14 protein-coding genes are annotated in these 12,899 nt (G+C 39.3%); 5 read left to right on the forward strand and 9 right to left on the reverse strand.

Annotation, left to right across the window (positions count from 1 at the left end; translation table 11 throughout):
- The first annotated feature begins 11 nt into the window (after positions 1-11).
- Complete coding sequence (gene rplY / locus ACEYJ7_RS08340) at positions 12-299, forward strand: 50S ribosomal protein L25 (protein WP_373778610.1); 288 nt, start codon at positions 12-14, stop codon at positions 297-299.
- A 123-nt stretch (positions 300-422) separates the two neighbouring features.
- Here the strand turns inward: rplY and ACEYJ7_RS08345 are convergent, their stop codons facing one another.
- Together ACEYJ7_RS08345 and yjgA are read right to left on the reverse strand one after the other, a co-directional pair.
- Entirely contained in the window at positions 423-776 is a 354-nt protein-coding gene (locus tag ACEYJ7_RS08345) for a SirB2 family protein (protein ID WP_373778611.1), read from the reverse strand.
- Position 777: 1 nt separating this feature from the next.
- Positions 778-1,308 carry a ribosome biogenesis factor YjgA gene (yjgA, locus tag ACEYJ7_RS08350; protein ID WP_373778612.1) on the reverse strand — a complete coding sequence of 177 codons (531 nt, stop codon included), beginning with the start codon at positions 1,306-1,308 and terminating at the stop codon, positions 778-780.
- A 154-nt stretch (positions 1,309-1,462) separates the two neighbouring features.
- On the opposite strand from yjgA, the gene pmbA reads away from it, so the two are divergent.
- Positions 1,463-2,812 carry a metalloprotease PmbA gene (gene pmbA / locus ACEYJ7_RS08355; RefSeq protein ID WP_373778613.1) on the forward strand — a complete coding sequence of 450 codons (1,350 nt, stop codon included), beginning with the start codon at positions 1,463-1,465 and terminating at the stop codon, positions 2,810-2,812.
- A gap of 100 nt (positions 2,813-2,912) precedes the next feature.
- Here the strand turns inward: pmbA and priC are convergent, their stop codons facing one another.
- Positions 2,913-3,428, reverse strand: a complete 516-nt coding sequence (gene priC, locus ACEYJ7_RS08360) for a primosomal replication protein PriC (RefSeq protein ID WP_373778614.1) — start codon at positions 3,426-3,428, stop codon at positions 2,913-2,915.
- Between the two features lie 469 nt (positions 3,429-3,897).
- On the opposite strand from priC, the gene ACEYJ7_RS08365 reads away from it, so the two are divergent.
- Positions 3,898-4,947 carry a porin gene (locus tag ACEYJ7_RS08365; RefSeq protein WP_373778615.1) on the forward strand — a complete coding sequence of 350 codons (1,050 nt, stop codon included), beginning with the start codon at positions 3,898-3,900 and terminating at the stop codon, positions 4,945-4,947.
- A 158-nt stretch (positions 4,948-5,105) separates the two neighbouring features.
- Here ACEYJ7_RS08365 and ACEYJ7_RS08370 read toward each other — a convergent pair whose 3' ends face one another.
- The 4 genes from ACEYJ7_RS08370 to efp form a co-directional block, all read right to left on the reverse strand.
- Positions 5,106-5,876, reverse strand: coding sequence for an FNR family transcription factor (locus tag ACEYJ7_RS08370; RefSeq protein WP_373778616.1), 771 nt, complete (start codon positions 5,874-5,876; stop codon positions 5,106-5,108).
- Positions 5,877-6,113: 237 nt separating this feature from the next.
- Complete coding sequence (locus ACEYJ7_RS08375; protein WP_373778617.1) at positions 6,114-6,692, reverse strand: thymidine kinase; 579 nt, start codon at positions 6,690-6,692, stop codon at positions 6,114-6,116.
- Positions 6,693-6,779: 87 nt separating this feature from the next.
- Complete coding sequence (gene zapB, locus ACEYJ7_RS08380; RefSeq protein WP_373778618.1) at positions 6,780-6,998, reverse strand: cell division protein ZapB; 219 nt, start codon at positions 6,996-6,998, stop codon at positions 6,780-6,782.
- A 126-nt stretch (positions 6,999-7,124) separates the two neighbouring features.
- Positions 7,125-7,691, reverse strand: coding sequence for an elongation factor P (efp, locus tag ACEYJ7_RS08385; RefSeq protein ID WP_373778619.1), 567 nt, complete (start codon positions 7,689-7,691; stop codon positions 7,125-7,127).
- A gap of 164 nt (positions 7,692-7,855) precedes the next feature.
- On the opposite strand from efp, the gene epmB reads away from it, so the two are divergent.
- Positions 7,856-8,863, forward strand: coding sequence for an EF-P beta-lysylation protein EpmB (gene epmB / locus ACEYJ7_RS08390; RefSeq protein ID WP_373778620.1), 1,008 nt, complete (start codon positions 7,856-7,858; stop codon positions 8,861-8,863).
- Positions 8,864-8,971: 108 nt separating this feature from the next.
- On the forward strand, positions 8,972-9,499 hold the full coding sequence (locus tag ACEYJ7_RS08395) for a hypothetical protein (RefSeq protein ID WP_373778621.1): 528 nt from the start codon (positions 8,972-8,974) through the stop codon (positions 9,497-9,499).
- Positions 9,500-9,585: 86 nt separating this feature from the next.
- Here the strand turns inward: ACEYJ7_RS08395 and ACEYJ7_RS08400 are convergent, their stop codons facing one another.
- Complete coding sequence (locus ACEYJ7_RS08400) at positions 9,586-10,818, reverse strand: capsule biosynthesis protein (RefSeq protein WP_373778622.1); 1,233 nt, start codon at positions 10,816-10,818, stop codon at positions 9,586-9,588.
- Between the two features lie 16 nt (positions 10,819-10,834).
- Positions 10,835-12,892 (reverse strand): capsular polysaccharide biosynthesis protein, encoded by a 2,058-nt coding sequence (locus tag ACEYJ7_RS08405; protein ID WP_373778623.1) that lies wholly within the window; start codon positions 12,890-12,892, stop codon positions 10,835-10,837.
- Positions 12,893-12,899: the final 7 nt, after the last annotated feature.

Consider the following 12,899-nt stretch of genomic DNA (forward strand, 5'->3'; position numbering starts at 1 on the left):
GAGAAAAAATCATGTCATTCAAATTCGAAGCTGAAGTTCGTACAACGCAAGGTAAGGGTGCGAGCCGCCGCCTGCGTCACAACGGTCAAGTGCCTGCTATCATCTACGGTGGTAACGCAGAGCCGGTATCAATCATTTTAGATCACGATAAAGTGAACAACGCGCAAGCACAAGATGCGTTCTACAACGAGGTATTAACTATCGTTGTTGCGGGTAAAGAAGAGCAAGTTAAAGTACAAGCGATTCAACGTCACCCGATTAAACCAAAACTCGTACACTTAGATTTCAAACGCGTATAGTTTGAACGCTAACGAAATAAAAAATCTGCACATTGAGTAATCAAGTGCAGATTTTTTTATTTTGCAAGCGGTCACTTTTGAGGAAAAAACTGCAAATTATTCGCTCAAACCGACCGCTTGTCGTTACTTCACGGTTGCCGTGAGTAGCACCAACATAAAGCTGATTACCGCTAATAAAAAGTGTTTAATTGAAAAACGTTGCCCTTTTTTGAACGCTTTAGCGGCAAATACAATATAAAGTACCAAAAAGAATAACTTGGCGAAAATCCACGATTGGAACGAAGCACCAAATGCAATAAACAGCGCAATACCGCTGATTAACAGCAGTGTATCGACGACATGCGGCGTAATTCGCAGTAAGTTGTTCTGTCGCCAATCCACCATTTTTGCCGAAAGTACGCCGCGTAGTAACAATAACCCTAAGCTGATGTAAGCAAGCCCGATATGAGACCAAAAAATAATTTCCATAAATGCCATCCTATATTTCTACAATAACCGACTTCAGATATTGATAGATTTCGCGATAATTTTTCGGCGGTTTGTTTGTTTGTTTCTCTTTTTGTGCCGAACGAATCAAATTGCGCAAATGCTGGCGATCCAGCGTCGGATATTCATCAATTAAATCGTTTAACACATCATCACCTTGTTCAACAAGCTGATCACGCAATAATTCCAATTTATGTAATAACGCTAACTGCTGATTGTGACGGTTTTCTACTTTATCCAATGCTTCTTGGATCGGTTCTGGATCGATATTGCGCAATAATTTCCCGATATATTGTATTTGGCGACGACGCGCCTCTAAACGGAGTTTTTGTGCCAATTCAATCGCTTCACGTAAATTATCGTCCAACGGCATTTTGGCTAAATTAGTCGGGTTTAATTCAATTAGGCTGGCACCTAATTTTTTTAAATGTTCGGCATCGCGTTTGATTTCGCTTTTACTGACCCAAATAATCTCTTCTTCGTCATCTGTCCAGTCGATTTCATTTCGTTGTTTTTTTGCCATTATGGATCCTTGGTATTGTAAAAAATGTGCGTAGTCTAACAGAAATTTGAGGTAGAATGCGGAGAATTTAGATTACAAGCGGTAGGTTTTCGGCAGAATTTTGCAATATTTTCGCTCAAACCGACCGCTTGTTACGGTTTAAACGGGAAAAATTATGGCATTAGTGAGTAAAAAAGAGCTTCAACAACAAGAACAGCAGTTGCGAGAGGCGGTTAATACCGCGTTATCATTAGCACAAAAGGGCGGGGCGACGGCGGAGGTGAGTGTCACTAAAGTGGCGGGATTATCGGTTTCAAGCCGTTTGGAGCAGACCGAAAATATTGAATTTAATAATGATGGATCGTTAGGGATCTCTGTTTATTTAGGTAAACGTAAAGGTAATGCGTCCACCTCGGATTTGCAGCCGAAGTCCATCAAACAAGCGGTAGAATCGGCGCTTGCCATTGCAAAATATACTTCCGAAGATGATTGTGCCGGCTTGGCGGATAGTGCAATGATGGCATTTGATGCACCGGATTTAGATTTGTATCACGAAGCGGACATTGATGTCGATCAAGCGGTGCAATTAGCGATAGAAGCGGAACATTACGCTTTAAACAGCGATGATAAGATTACCAATAGTGAAGGGGCGACATTCAATTCGCACAGCGGCATTCGTGTTTACGGAAATACTCACGGCATGCTGCAAAGCTATCTTTCAAGCCGATATGCACTGTCCTGTAGCGTCATTGCCGCTCACGGCGAGGCGTTGGAGCGTGATTATGAATACACGATTTCCCGCCGCTTCGAGCAACTGGCTTCCGCCGAATGGGTAGGCAGACAAGCTGCGGTGAAAGCGGTTGATCGTTTGAATCCGCAAAAATTAGCTACCGGTGAAATGCCGGTTATTTTCTATAATGATGTGGCAACGGGCCTTATCGGGCATTTGGCGGGAGCGATTAGCGGCGGTGCGTTATATCGTAAAGCCAGTTTTTTATTGGATAAACTCGGTCAGCCGATTTTGCCGAATTGGTTTGATATTACCGAACAACCGCATTTATTGCGCCAACTTGCGTCATCTCCGTTTGACAGTGAAGGTGTTCGCACCAAAGAACAGCAGATTATCCGCGCTGGTATTTTGCAGACTTATCTATTAACCTCTTACAGCGCGAGAAAATTAGGTATGCAAACAACCGGACACGCGGGCGGTATTCATAACTGGCTGGTGAAGCCGAATCGAACCGGTGGGCTAGCAACGTTACTGAAAGAGATGGGAACGGGATTACTTGTTACCGAAATGCTCGGCAGTGCAATTAACGGTGTTACCGGTGAATATTCGCGCGGCGCAGCCGGTTTTTGGGTCGAAAACGGAGAGATTTGCTACCCGGTTGCAGAAATTACTATTGCCGGGCAATTACAAGAGATGTTTAAAAATATCGTTGCGGTAGGGGATGATATCGAACATCGCTCAAATATTCAGACCGGTTCGATTTTATTGGATAAAATGAAAATTTCGGGAGAATAACGGTAAACAAGCGGTCGTTTTTGCGGAATTTTTTGCAAAAAATTGACTGAAAATGACCGCTTGCCTCCCATTTTCCTGTCCTTGTCCACGGGACGGGAGTTTAGTTTTTATTCACGCTGATTTCCAACTCGTCAATTGCCGCTAAACATTTTTGCTTGCGGTATTCCGTTTCTTGCATTTGAGATAAATAAGCGCATTTTTCCTGTTCATCTTCACTACGAATACTTTGTTCGGTCAGCCAACTGATTTTTTCATTCAAAGCACGCAAGGCATTTTTATATTCAATTAAACGTTTATGTGGTGGTAAACGATGAATATTTTTAGGAAAATGATAACCGGAGCGAAAAGCCGTTTTTACCCTATTACTTTTTGCTAGCAAATCAACAGCCTGTTTAAGCCCATCAAATTGTTTTACTAATTTTTGAGCATAAATTTCAGCATACTCACTGTCAGTTTGCTGTGTTAACTGTTGGTATGTTTGCTTTATTTCAGCAACAAAAAAAGCCACTTTTTCGCTTTTTACACTGAATAGGTTATGACTAATCTCAATATGACACTCCAAAAATGGAGTGAAAATATCTAAATTTCTTTCAATAATTGCTGTAAAACTCGTCATTTTTTAGACTTCCATGGTATTAATATTTGCATTATAACTATCTATATTTACTTTTTTCGCTATTTTAAGGATAAAAAAACAGCTAAAAACAAAATAATTTTCAAAAATGTGAATTAGTTCACAAATAAACTAAAAAAATTCAGTCTCCTATTAAAATTCATAAAAATCAATATAAAACAAATAGTTATGATTAATTTTTATGTTGGAGTAAATCTCTGCTAAACAAGGAGAAAAACTCTCTTTTTTAAAATTTTAAAATAACTAATTGATTTAAAAGAAATTTTTGTTGTCTTGCAAGAGTGGCAAGACATATTGACACTTAATATTGATTCTGCCAATATTCGCTCGCATTTGATATTTACCAAACTTACATAGATCTTTAGGTGTATATCAGATATGGAGAATTACTCTTATACCTTAATGAGAGTAGTTTTGACTAGACTAAAATAAAAACCTTAAGGTGAACATTATGAAAAAAACACTTGTAGCATTAGCAGTAACAGCATTTGCAACTTCAGCATCAGCTTTAACCATCTATGAAAATGAAGGTTCAAAAGTTGATTTTGACGGTTCTATCCGTTTACTTTTAGAACAAAACTCTAAAAAAGTAGGTGATACCACAACTAAACGTGCGCACAGTAATTTACACAACGATGGTTCACGTTTCGGTGTGAGAATGACTCACAATTTAGCTGAAGACTTCTTCGCATTTGGTCGTTTAGAATTCCGTTTCAATGGTGGTGACACACAAGCAGATCAATTTGGTGACTTATATGCACACCGTGCTTATGTGGGTTTAGGCAGCAAACAATATGGTGAATTATCATTCGGTCGTCAAGTAACTATCGGTGATGATATTGCACAATCAGGTTTTGATAATGCATACGGTGCATGGGATACAACATTAGTAACTTCTGGTAAATCAGTTGTTCGTTATGACTATAAAGGTATCGAAGGTTTGCAAGTAGGCGTAGATTATCGTTTTGCAGAAGAGCGTGATTCAACAAATGGTGAAGTACTTGATAATGCATTAAAATCAGGTTACGGTGCTGGTGTAATTTATGGTTTCCCTGTAGCTGAAGGTCAGTCAATGAAACTAGCAGCAGGTTATACTCGTAATAACTACAAAACAACTTCAAGCAACTCACACCACAAAGATGCTTATGCAGCAGGTATCTCTTACACAATTGATGCATTAACTTTAGCAGCAGACTATGCAGGTTCATTTGAGAAAGAAGGTAGCTATAAAGATCGTTGGAATGGTTTCCGTGTAGGTGCTAAATATGCAGTAGCTCCAGCAATTGCTGTATACGGTAACTATGGTCGTGCATCAGGTAAAGAAACCGTAAGTGATGTAGTAACCAAAACAACCATTGATAAATTCATGTTAGGTACTGAATATAAAATGCATAAAAACGTATTCACTTACTTAGAAGGTGTTTACGGTACTGCTAAAGTTAAAGGTGGTGAAAAAACTACCGATAAAGCAATCGGTGTAGGTTTACGCGTATTCTGGTAATAAACGCATAGCTTAGTTGCTATAAATGGAAAAACCGGCAAGTGCCGGTTTTTTTATTTTTTGTGTAATCCATACGATGCAAAATTCAATATCAGGACAATAAAAAACGGTACGATTTGCAAATTATTTGCCGAATCGTACCGCTTGTATTTGCTGAATTAGAGGGAAATGCTGGTTACCGGAATGTGCGATTTGGTGACACCAGCCATTTCACTTAATTCTTCCATGCGATTAATGGTGATATATTTACCTTGTACTGAAATCATTCCGCTTTTTTGGAATCGACCCAATAAGCGACTGATGGTTTCAATGGTTAAACCAAGGTAGTTACCGATATCGCCACGCGTCATGGTTAAGCGGAACTCACGAGCTGAAAAACCGCGTGCGGCATAACGTTGAGATAAGTTATAGAGGAAAGCGGCGAGTTTTTCTTCAGCACTCATTTTAGATAAAAGTAAGATCATTTCCTGATCGCTTTTAATTTCACTGCTCATTAAGCGCATAATTTGATGTCGAATTTTCGGCATTTTGCCGGCAAGGTCATCCAAAATATCAAATGGAATTTCGCAAATCATCGATGTTTCTAGCGCTTGGGCAAAACCGACGTGACGCATATCCGTAATGGCATCAAAGCCGACAAGATCCCCCGGTAAGTGGAATGCGGTAATCTGTTCTTCACCGTTTTCGCTGATGGTATAACTTTTAATGGTACCTGAACGAATCGCATAAATAGAGCGAAGTTCATCGCCGGATTGGAAAATAATTTGGGATTTTTGAACCGGTTTTTTACGCTCGATAATATTGTCTAATTGCGTTAATTCGTGTTCGTTAAGCGTGAAAGGTAAACATAGTTGGCTGATACTGCAATTTTGGCAGTGAATTGTACATGCTGTTCTTCCATTTGCTTTAAAATCAGATACAATTTTCATAAGATCCCGCCGTTAAATGCCTTTAATTTGATTTAGGGCAAAGTTTAACATTATTTAAAGGTGTTTTGAAATAAATTATTATTGTTTTGGAGTGAGGAAATGCCGGCAGAAAAGCTAACCAAAAAACGTTTAATACAGCTAATTATTGCACTGATCATCTTAATTAGTGCCTTTGCATACCGCACTTATACGCACTAATGTTAGTAATACCACTTCAAATAAGAGAGGTGTTGAGCATTATAACCCCAGTTTTTCCTTGTAATGTAAGCGACAAACAGAGAGGTAACTGTCGTTGCCTCCGATTTGAATTTGCGCACCATCTTTCACGGCTTCGCCTTCGGCATTCAAACGTATGACAAAGTTTGCTTTGCGTCCGCAATAGCAAATAGTTTTCAACTCTTCTAACTGGTCTGCCCAGGCAAGCAGATAGCGGCTGCCTTCAAATAATTCAGCTTGGAAATCGGTGCGTAATCCGTAGCATAAAACCGGAATATGTAATCTATCAACAACTTCGGTAAGTTGATAAACCTGATCTTTGGTTAAAAATTGTGCTTCATCAATTAAGATACAATGAAGTTTTTGCTGCTGATGATGAGCTTGAATTTCTGCCAAAAGATCACTGTGTTTATAGAACAGTTTCGCCTCTTGAGAAATTCCGATTCGAGATGCTACTTTACCCACGCCATAACGATCATCAATTGCAGCAGTGTAAATTAACGGTGTCATTCCTCTTTCTTGGTAGTTATAAGACGATTGTAGCAGAGTAGTGGATTTACCTGCATTCATTGAGGAATAGTAGAAATAAAGTTTTGCCATAAGTCCCCTTAGCTTCCCTTCACAGAAGAGATAGCACATAAAAAAACGGCTAAAAGATTAGCCGTTTTAGACAAAATAAATAAAAAATTAAACGTTGTCGATTTGACCTAAAAGTGAACGTAAGCGATCTTGGAAATTTTGATGTTCTACTTTTAATTGTTCATGTTCGTTACGCAGACTTTCATTTGCACGATTTGCTTCGTCATTTTTACCTTTTAACTCTTCGATCTCTAATTGAAGAAGCTGAATGGTTTCAACGGCTTGTTTAATTTTTTCTTCAAGTTGGTCCAAAATTGTCACTGACATAATAATTCCTCTTAAATATAAATGCTGGAGATGGCAGGATTCTACCTGAAAACAACGGGTTTTTCACTACAAACTTTGGCTTTACGGATAAAAAATCCCCTAACGAAGTTAGGGGATGAAATGGGATTATTTAACGCGCGAAACGTATTCGCCGGAACGGGTATCAACGCGGATAACCTCGCCGATTTGAACGAAGAGTGGCACGCGAACTACCGCGCCGGTGCTTAAGGTTGCCGGTTTACCGCCGGTACCTGCCGTATCACCTTTTAGACCAGGATCGGTTTCAATCACTTCTAATTCAACGAAGTTTGGCGGAGTCACACCGATTGCAGAGCCGTTCCATAAAGTGATGATACATTCTGCTTGATCAACCAACCATTTGTCGTTGTCGCCTAATGCTTTCGCGTCCACAGAAATTTGTTCGAAAGTTTCTGGGTGCATAAAATACCAGAAATCTTCATCTTTATAAGAGTAGTTATAGTTGTAATCTACAACGTCTGCCGCTTCAACAGAAGTTCCTGATTTAAAGTTGATCTCTAATACTTTACCGGAAATTAATTTACGGATTTTGGTACGGGTGAATGCTTGACCTTTACCCGGTTTAACGAATTCGTTTTCTACGATGACGCAAGGTTCACCGTCTTGGATGAATTTTAAGCCTGGTTTAAAGTCGTTAGTGCTGTAACTAGCCATTGTTATCCTCAGAAATAGATAAAAAAGAATGCCCTAAAGGCAAGATGTACAAAAAGGCGTATATGATACATCAAAAAGCACAATTTTTTAAAAATTTTCTTCACTCTTGGTGTGGTATTTGTATAATCCACGCGTTTTTAGGCCCGATTAAAAAGAGAAACGACTTGCAAAACCACATCCCAACAGTGTCACCGACAACAGCGCAATGGCTAACCGATTTGGCGCAGGCATTTAAATACCCGCATGATTTATTAACATATCTTGAATTAGATCCCGCAGAATTCGAACAGGATATGTCAGCACGCCGTTTATTTTCATTACGTGTGCCGCTTCCGTTTGCAGAAAAAATGCAAAAAGGGGATCGTCGCGATCCGCTTTTTTTACAAGCGATGTCGTTACAACAGGAGTTTCTTGAAGCAGAAGGTTTTGTGGCGGATCCACTGGAAGAACAGCATTCTCCCGCCCCGAATATTCTGCATAAATACCACAACCGTTTACTGTTTATGGTTAAGAATAGCTGTGCGATTAACTGCCGTTACTGTTTTCGTCGCCATTTTCCGTATCAAGAAGTGAAAAGCGGAAAAGAGAGTTGGCTGCAAAGCATTCGCTATATTGCGGATCATCTCGAATTAGAAGAAATCATTCTTTCCGGGGGCGATCCGTTAATGGCGAAAGAGAGTGAAATTGATTGGATTTTGACAAAGCTGGAGCAAATTCCGCATATTAAAACATTGCGTATTCACAGTCGCCTACCGGTGGTGATTCCGAATCGAATTACCATAGCACTTTGCGAACGCTTGGCAAAATCCCGTTTAAATATTGTGTTGGTTACGCATATTAACCATGCTAATGAAATTGATGATGAATTTGCCGAAAAGATGGCGCAACTTAAAAAAGCCGGTGTGGTGCTATTAAATCAATCGGTTCTGTTAAAAGACGTGAATGATGATGCTCAAACACTAAAAGCGCTGAGTGACAAACTATTTAGTTACGGTATTTTGCCTTACTATTTGCATTTGTTGGATAAGGTGCGGGGAGCAAGCCATTTTTATGTTGATGACGAGCAAGCGTTATCTATTTATAAAGAGCTACAACGAATCAGTTCCGGCTATTTAGTCCCAAAACTTGCCAGAGAAATGGCACGTGAGCCGAATAAAACGTTAATGGGATAGCAAGCGGTCAGAAATTGAAAATTTTTTGCAAATAAATATAAATCAACGCCTTAACAGAAGGTGAAGTGGTAGAATAAACCACATTTTTAATATTCAATGAGGTGAAAAATGACTAAACGCCCTTTTTTTGACAATGTAATTGCCTTTTTCTTTATTTTGGCAGGATTATATAATTTAGGCGGTATTTTGTATGCCACATCCTTTTTTATGGATCAAACCATTGTCGATGTCAATCCCGCAGTATTTTCTTGGTTCGGACAAATCAGTGTTATTTTATGGGGATTAGCCTATTTATCCGTTTCATTTTCCTTTTATAACGTTCCAAAACTGGTATTTGTTTTCTTTATCGAAAAAATGGTTTATGCGGTTACTTGGGCTGTATGGTTCTTTAGTAATCAAGATGTCGTCACAAAATTAGCCGAAACTTCACCAAAGCTAGCCTCTTTCTTTAAATTCTACGGGGCCGGCGATCTTTTCTTCGGGTTATTCTTCTTGTGGGTTGTTATTCGTACCACGCGTGAAAAGTCAGCAACGCTAGCTGTAGAAAAACCGACACCACCGACACAGCGCACGGAACCTGAAATCGGCGAAGAAAAAGCAGATTCTGCTCATGAAGTCGCAGAGAAAGTGGTTTGATGATAAACCGTCTGTAGAAACTATATCCCTTCTCCCGTCAAGGAGAAGGGAAAATTTGCAAAAAAACAGGCAAAAGTGACCGCTTGTTAATCTTTCGTCGTTCGATTATACGGGTAACGTAAAATCACTTTATTATAAAAACTTCCGTTTAAGTGGGTTTTATTCAAATGATATTGGTGATAAGCCGCAAACACCTCCGGCACGGGTGGTTCGGGGTTGTTCCAAAATTCATCTAATGACTTTTGATCCGTCATTCCTTCAAAATCATAATTCGCTCTACCAATCACTTTAACCGGCATATTATGCAGCAATGCAGAGATACCGCTGGTACTGTTTAGCGTTACCATTCCCACGGCTTTACGTAACAGCACCGGCATGGGCACATCGTGGATATAAAATACTCTCTTTTTAAGATGCGGATAACGTCGAATAAAGTCATCAATCACGTTACTATAATTAATAAAACCTCTATCCATTGGGTGATGTTTGATAATTAAATTAAAATGCGCTTTTGCATGGACGGCAAAAGAGTGAAGCACTTCTTTTAAATAGTCAGCAACGGAATCGTAATCACTGTGTACCTGAACTTGACTATCATTGTATAACTGCAGTGGCAGAATATAGAATTCGCCGAATTCTCCTTTAATGACTCGATTGGCGAAATGGCAGTCGTGGATATAGTAGTACGCGCGTTTAATTCCCGAAATTGTCCATAATTTCAGATAATGACATATACTCAAATTTTTATGGTGACAATATTCCGGATAGGCGCTGATTTTTTGTTTGGCATACCAGTGATATAGAACGGCTCGTTTTGCCATCGGTAAAAAACCTTTTGCAACATGAAGGGGTTCTGATGGTTCGACAAGCGATTCACGCACCTCACAGAAAAATTGTCTGTCTTTGGGAATCGGAGAATAAGCGTTTACCCCTTCTTTTTCTAAAGTGATGTACTCCGGTCGGAAATAACCTTCCTCAAATGCCCAAAAATGCAGATTAAACTTGTTTGCTATTTGTTTGGCGATTTGGTGATAACGACGGTTGTCACCGAAACAAACCAACGTATCAATGTGATGCTCGGTACAAAATGTTGAAAGATATTCACTAAATTGTGCTGGTGAGCTACGGTAAGCAAACGTATTTTCGGTATGATTCGGATAAAAATACTCATCTCCCCCATTAAAATTCAGTTTAAATACCCGCTTGTTATGCGTTTTCATCCATACTGAAAATTCATAAAAGAAAGAGCCTATAGGTCCTTGTAGCAACAGAACATTATCTGCGGTTGAAATCAATTCATCCAAGTTATGATTAATCATATAACTTCCACTATTTTTATACAAAAGCTCGATAAAGGTGTTTTATTTTTTCAATCTGTTTAAAAAGCCAAGGTCGACGGATCGCATGATTGGTTGTATTGGTTTTTTGTTGTTGTAACAAGTAAACGGCTTGTTCAACATGAATAATTTGCTGTTTTTGCGGATCGATATAAAGCGGATAGTGCAGTAATGTGCCGCAAATAAGCTCTTCTAACGTGAGTTTACGGTTACGCCTTTCCAACTCAATATGATCAATCGTTAATCCCCAGTTGGAATAAAAGGGTAAACCGTAGCAATGCACGGTTTTGTTTCTGATTAACGCTTCAAAACCAGCTAACGAAGTCATGGTGTGAACTTCATCAACTTGATGAATACAATCCAAAATATTGGCATTTTCAATGATATCGTCGGCATATTTCAGCACATCGGATGGTGATATTTTGCCAATGCGATTTCCGCTCACGACATCAGGGTGAGGCTTATAAATGATGTAAGCGTCAGGATTTAATTCGCGCACTTTTTTTAATAAGTCCAAATTAGTCTTAATTTGAGGCGAACCTAAGAGAATCGATGCATCGTCTTCAACCTGACCCGGCACGAGAATGGTCCTTTTATTTGTTTTATTGAGGTAAAACCCGGATGTTCCGACATTATATTTACAGATATTTTCATTTAATAAATGATTTTGCACGTTTTTGGCTATGTTGAGATCGTTGTCGGAAAAAGCCGTCATTTGAAAAATGAGTTCCAAGCGGGAAGGTGTTTGGGCATTAAAATAGATTCCTTTATCGTCAACGACTAAAGAAAAGGGGGTGACAAGATTAGAACCTAATCCGACCGAACGGATAAAACCGTCTTCCATTCTTAATAGCGGTAATTGATGTTTGTCTGCAAATGCAATAAGTTCCGGTTTTCCTTGACCCCATACCAACAATTTGGCGTCAGAGGGCAAGAAGGTATTCTTTAGCTGCTTAATGTCAGAGATAAAATATAAGCGACATTGCGGAAAACGGAAAAAAGGCGCAATAACGGCTCGTTTCCACGGTGATAAACCGACACAGTAGATATTGCCGGCTAAACGCTGATTGAGCTGTTTTACTTTTTGCAGATAGTCAATCACATCAAAAATAGAACCTGTTTTGCCGTTGTTCGGATTGATATATCGGCTGTATTGCAAATAGGCGGCACAAAAAAGCTGAACTAGGTTTCTCGCCGTTCTACGATGATTTTTTTGTAATATTTCAATATTGGGATGTCTGTCTTCCGTTATTCCCCAACCGGCAAACCAAGGTACACCGAAAGTAATGACTTTTTTACCGAGAAAAAGGGCTTCAAATCCCATTTGTGAAGTAACACAATACACTTTATCCACCGCTTCCAATAAACTGAGCGGATTAAAGTCTTGGGTAATCAATCGGATACGATTTTTATAAGCAGAAAGTTCGGTTAAATAGCCTTTCTTTTTGCCGCTAATCACATCCGGATGGGTTTTAACCCAAATTAATGATAATGGATTTTCTTTGATTGCCGCCTCTAACATCTGTTTAAAGTGGCTTTCATCCGCTTGCCCGTATTTTACCGACCTATCTCCGTGGGTTTGATCAATGACTAATACAATCGGCTGATAGGTAAGACGAGGTTCATTAAAATCAAGGGCGTGATTATATTTAGAGAGTTTATGCGTTTTGATCAGTGCGATCGCCTGCTTAGCTTGTTGCAATATCTCTTCGTCCATTTCGGCATCAATAATCAGCTGCTCTAAACGAGATGGGCGGGTCGTATCGTAATAAATTCCTAAATCGTCATATACCATAGAAAACGGAGGATAACCTTTTACACCGAGTCCTAAGGATCGTAAGAAACCGTCTTCTATCGCAATGTAGGGAAGATGGCGCCATTTTGCATAAAACTGAGGTATTTTGGAGGGAAAACGCAGCCCCCAACCAATAGTTTTATCAATGCTTACCTTAGCGCTGAGTAACGTATGCGGAGTAGTATATCCTTCCGTTAAAAAAGAAGATAAGTGCGGAATTTTCAAAATGCCGCGAGAAAATATGATTGCTTTTGATTTCATTATTATT

Source organism: Glaesserella sp. (assembly GCF_041814905.1).
Classification (GTDB): domain Bacteria; phylum Pseudomonadota; class Gammaproteobacteria; order Enterobacterales; family Pasteurellaceae; genus Glaesserella.

Excerpts from the sequence above, each read along its gene's own strand:
- rplY (WP_373778610.1), top strand. The coding sequence starts at position 12 with ATGTCATTCAAATTCGAAGCTGAAGTTCGTACAACGCAAGGTAAGGGT.
- ACEYJ7_RS08345 (WP_373778611.1), bottom strand. The coding sequence starts at position 776 with ATGGCATTTATGGAAATTATTTTTTGGTCTCATATCGGGCTTGCTTAC.
- yjgA (WP_373778612.1), bottom strand. The coding sequence starts at position 1,308 with ATGGCAAAAAAACAACGAAATGAAATCGACTGGACAGATGACGAAGAA.
- pmbA (WP_373778613.1), top strand. The coding sequence starts at position 1,463 with ATGGCATTAGTGAGTAAAAAAGAGCTTCAACAACAAGAACAGCAGTTG.
- priC (WP_373778614.1), bottom strand. The coding sequence starts at position 3,428 with ATGACGAGTTTTACAGCAATTATTGAAAGAAATTTAGATATTTTCACT.
- ACEYJ7_RS08365 (WP_373778615.1), top strand. The coding sequence starts at position 3,898 with ATGAAAAAAACACTTGTAGCATTAGCAGTAACAGCATTTGCAACTTCA.
- ACEYJ7_RS08370 (WP_373778616.1), bottom strand. The coding sequence starts at position 5,876 with ATGAAAATTGTATCTGATTTTAAAGCAAATGGAAGAACAGCATGTACA.
- ACEYJ7_RS08375 (WP_373778617.1), bottom strand. The coding sequence starts at position 6,692 with ATGGCAAAACTTTATTTCTACTATTCCTCAATGAATGCAGGTAAATCC.
- zapB (WP_373778618.1), bottom strand. The coding sequence starts at position 6,998 with ATGTCAGTGACAATTTTGGACCAACTTGAAGAAAAAATTAAACAAGCC.
- efp (WP_373778619.1), bottom strand. The coding sequence starts at position 7,691 with ATGGCTAGTTACAGCACTAACGACTTTAAACCAGGCTTAAAATTCATC.
- ACEYJ7_RS08395 (WP_373778621.1), top strand. The coding sequence starts at position 8,972 with ATGACTAAACGCCCTTTTTTTGACAATGTAATTGCCTTTTTCTTTATT.
- ACEYJ7_RS08400 (WP_373778622.1), bottom strand. The coding sequence starts at position 10,818 with ATGATTAATCATAACTTGGATGAATTGATTTCAACCGCAGATAATGTT.
- ACEYJ7_RS08405 (WP_373778623.1), bottom strand. The coding sequence starts at position 12,892 with ATGAAATCAAAAGCAATCATATTTTCTCGCGGCATTTTGAAAATTCCG.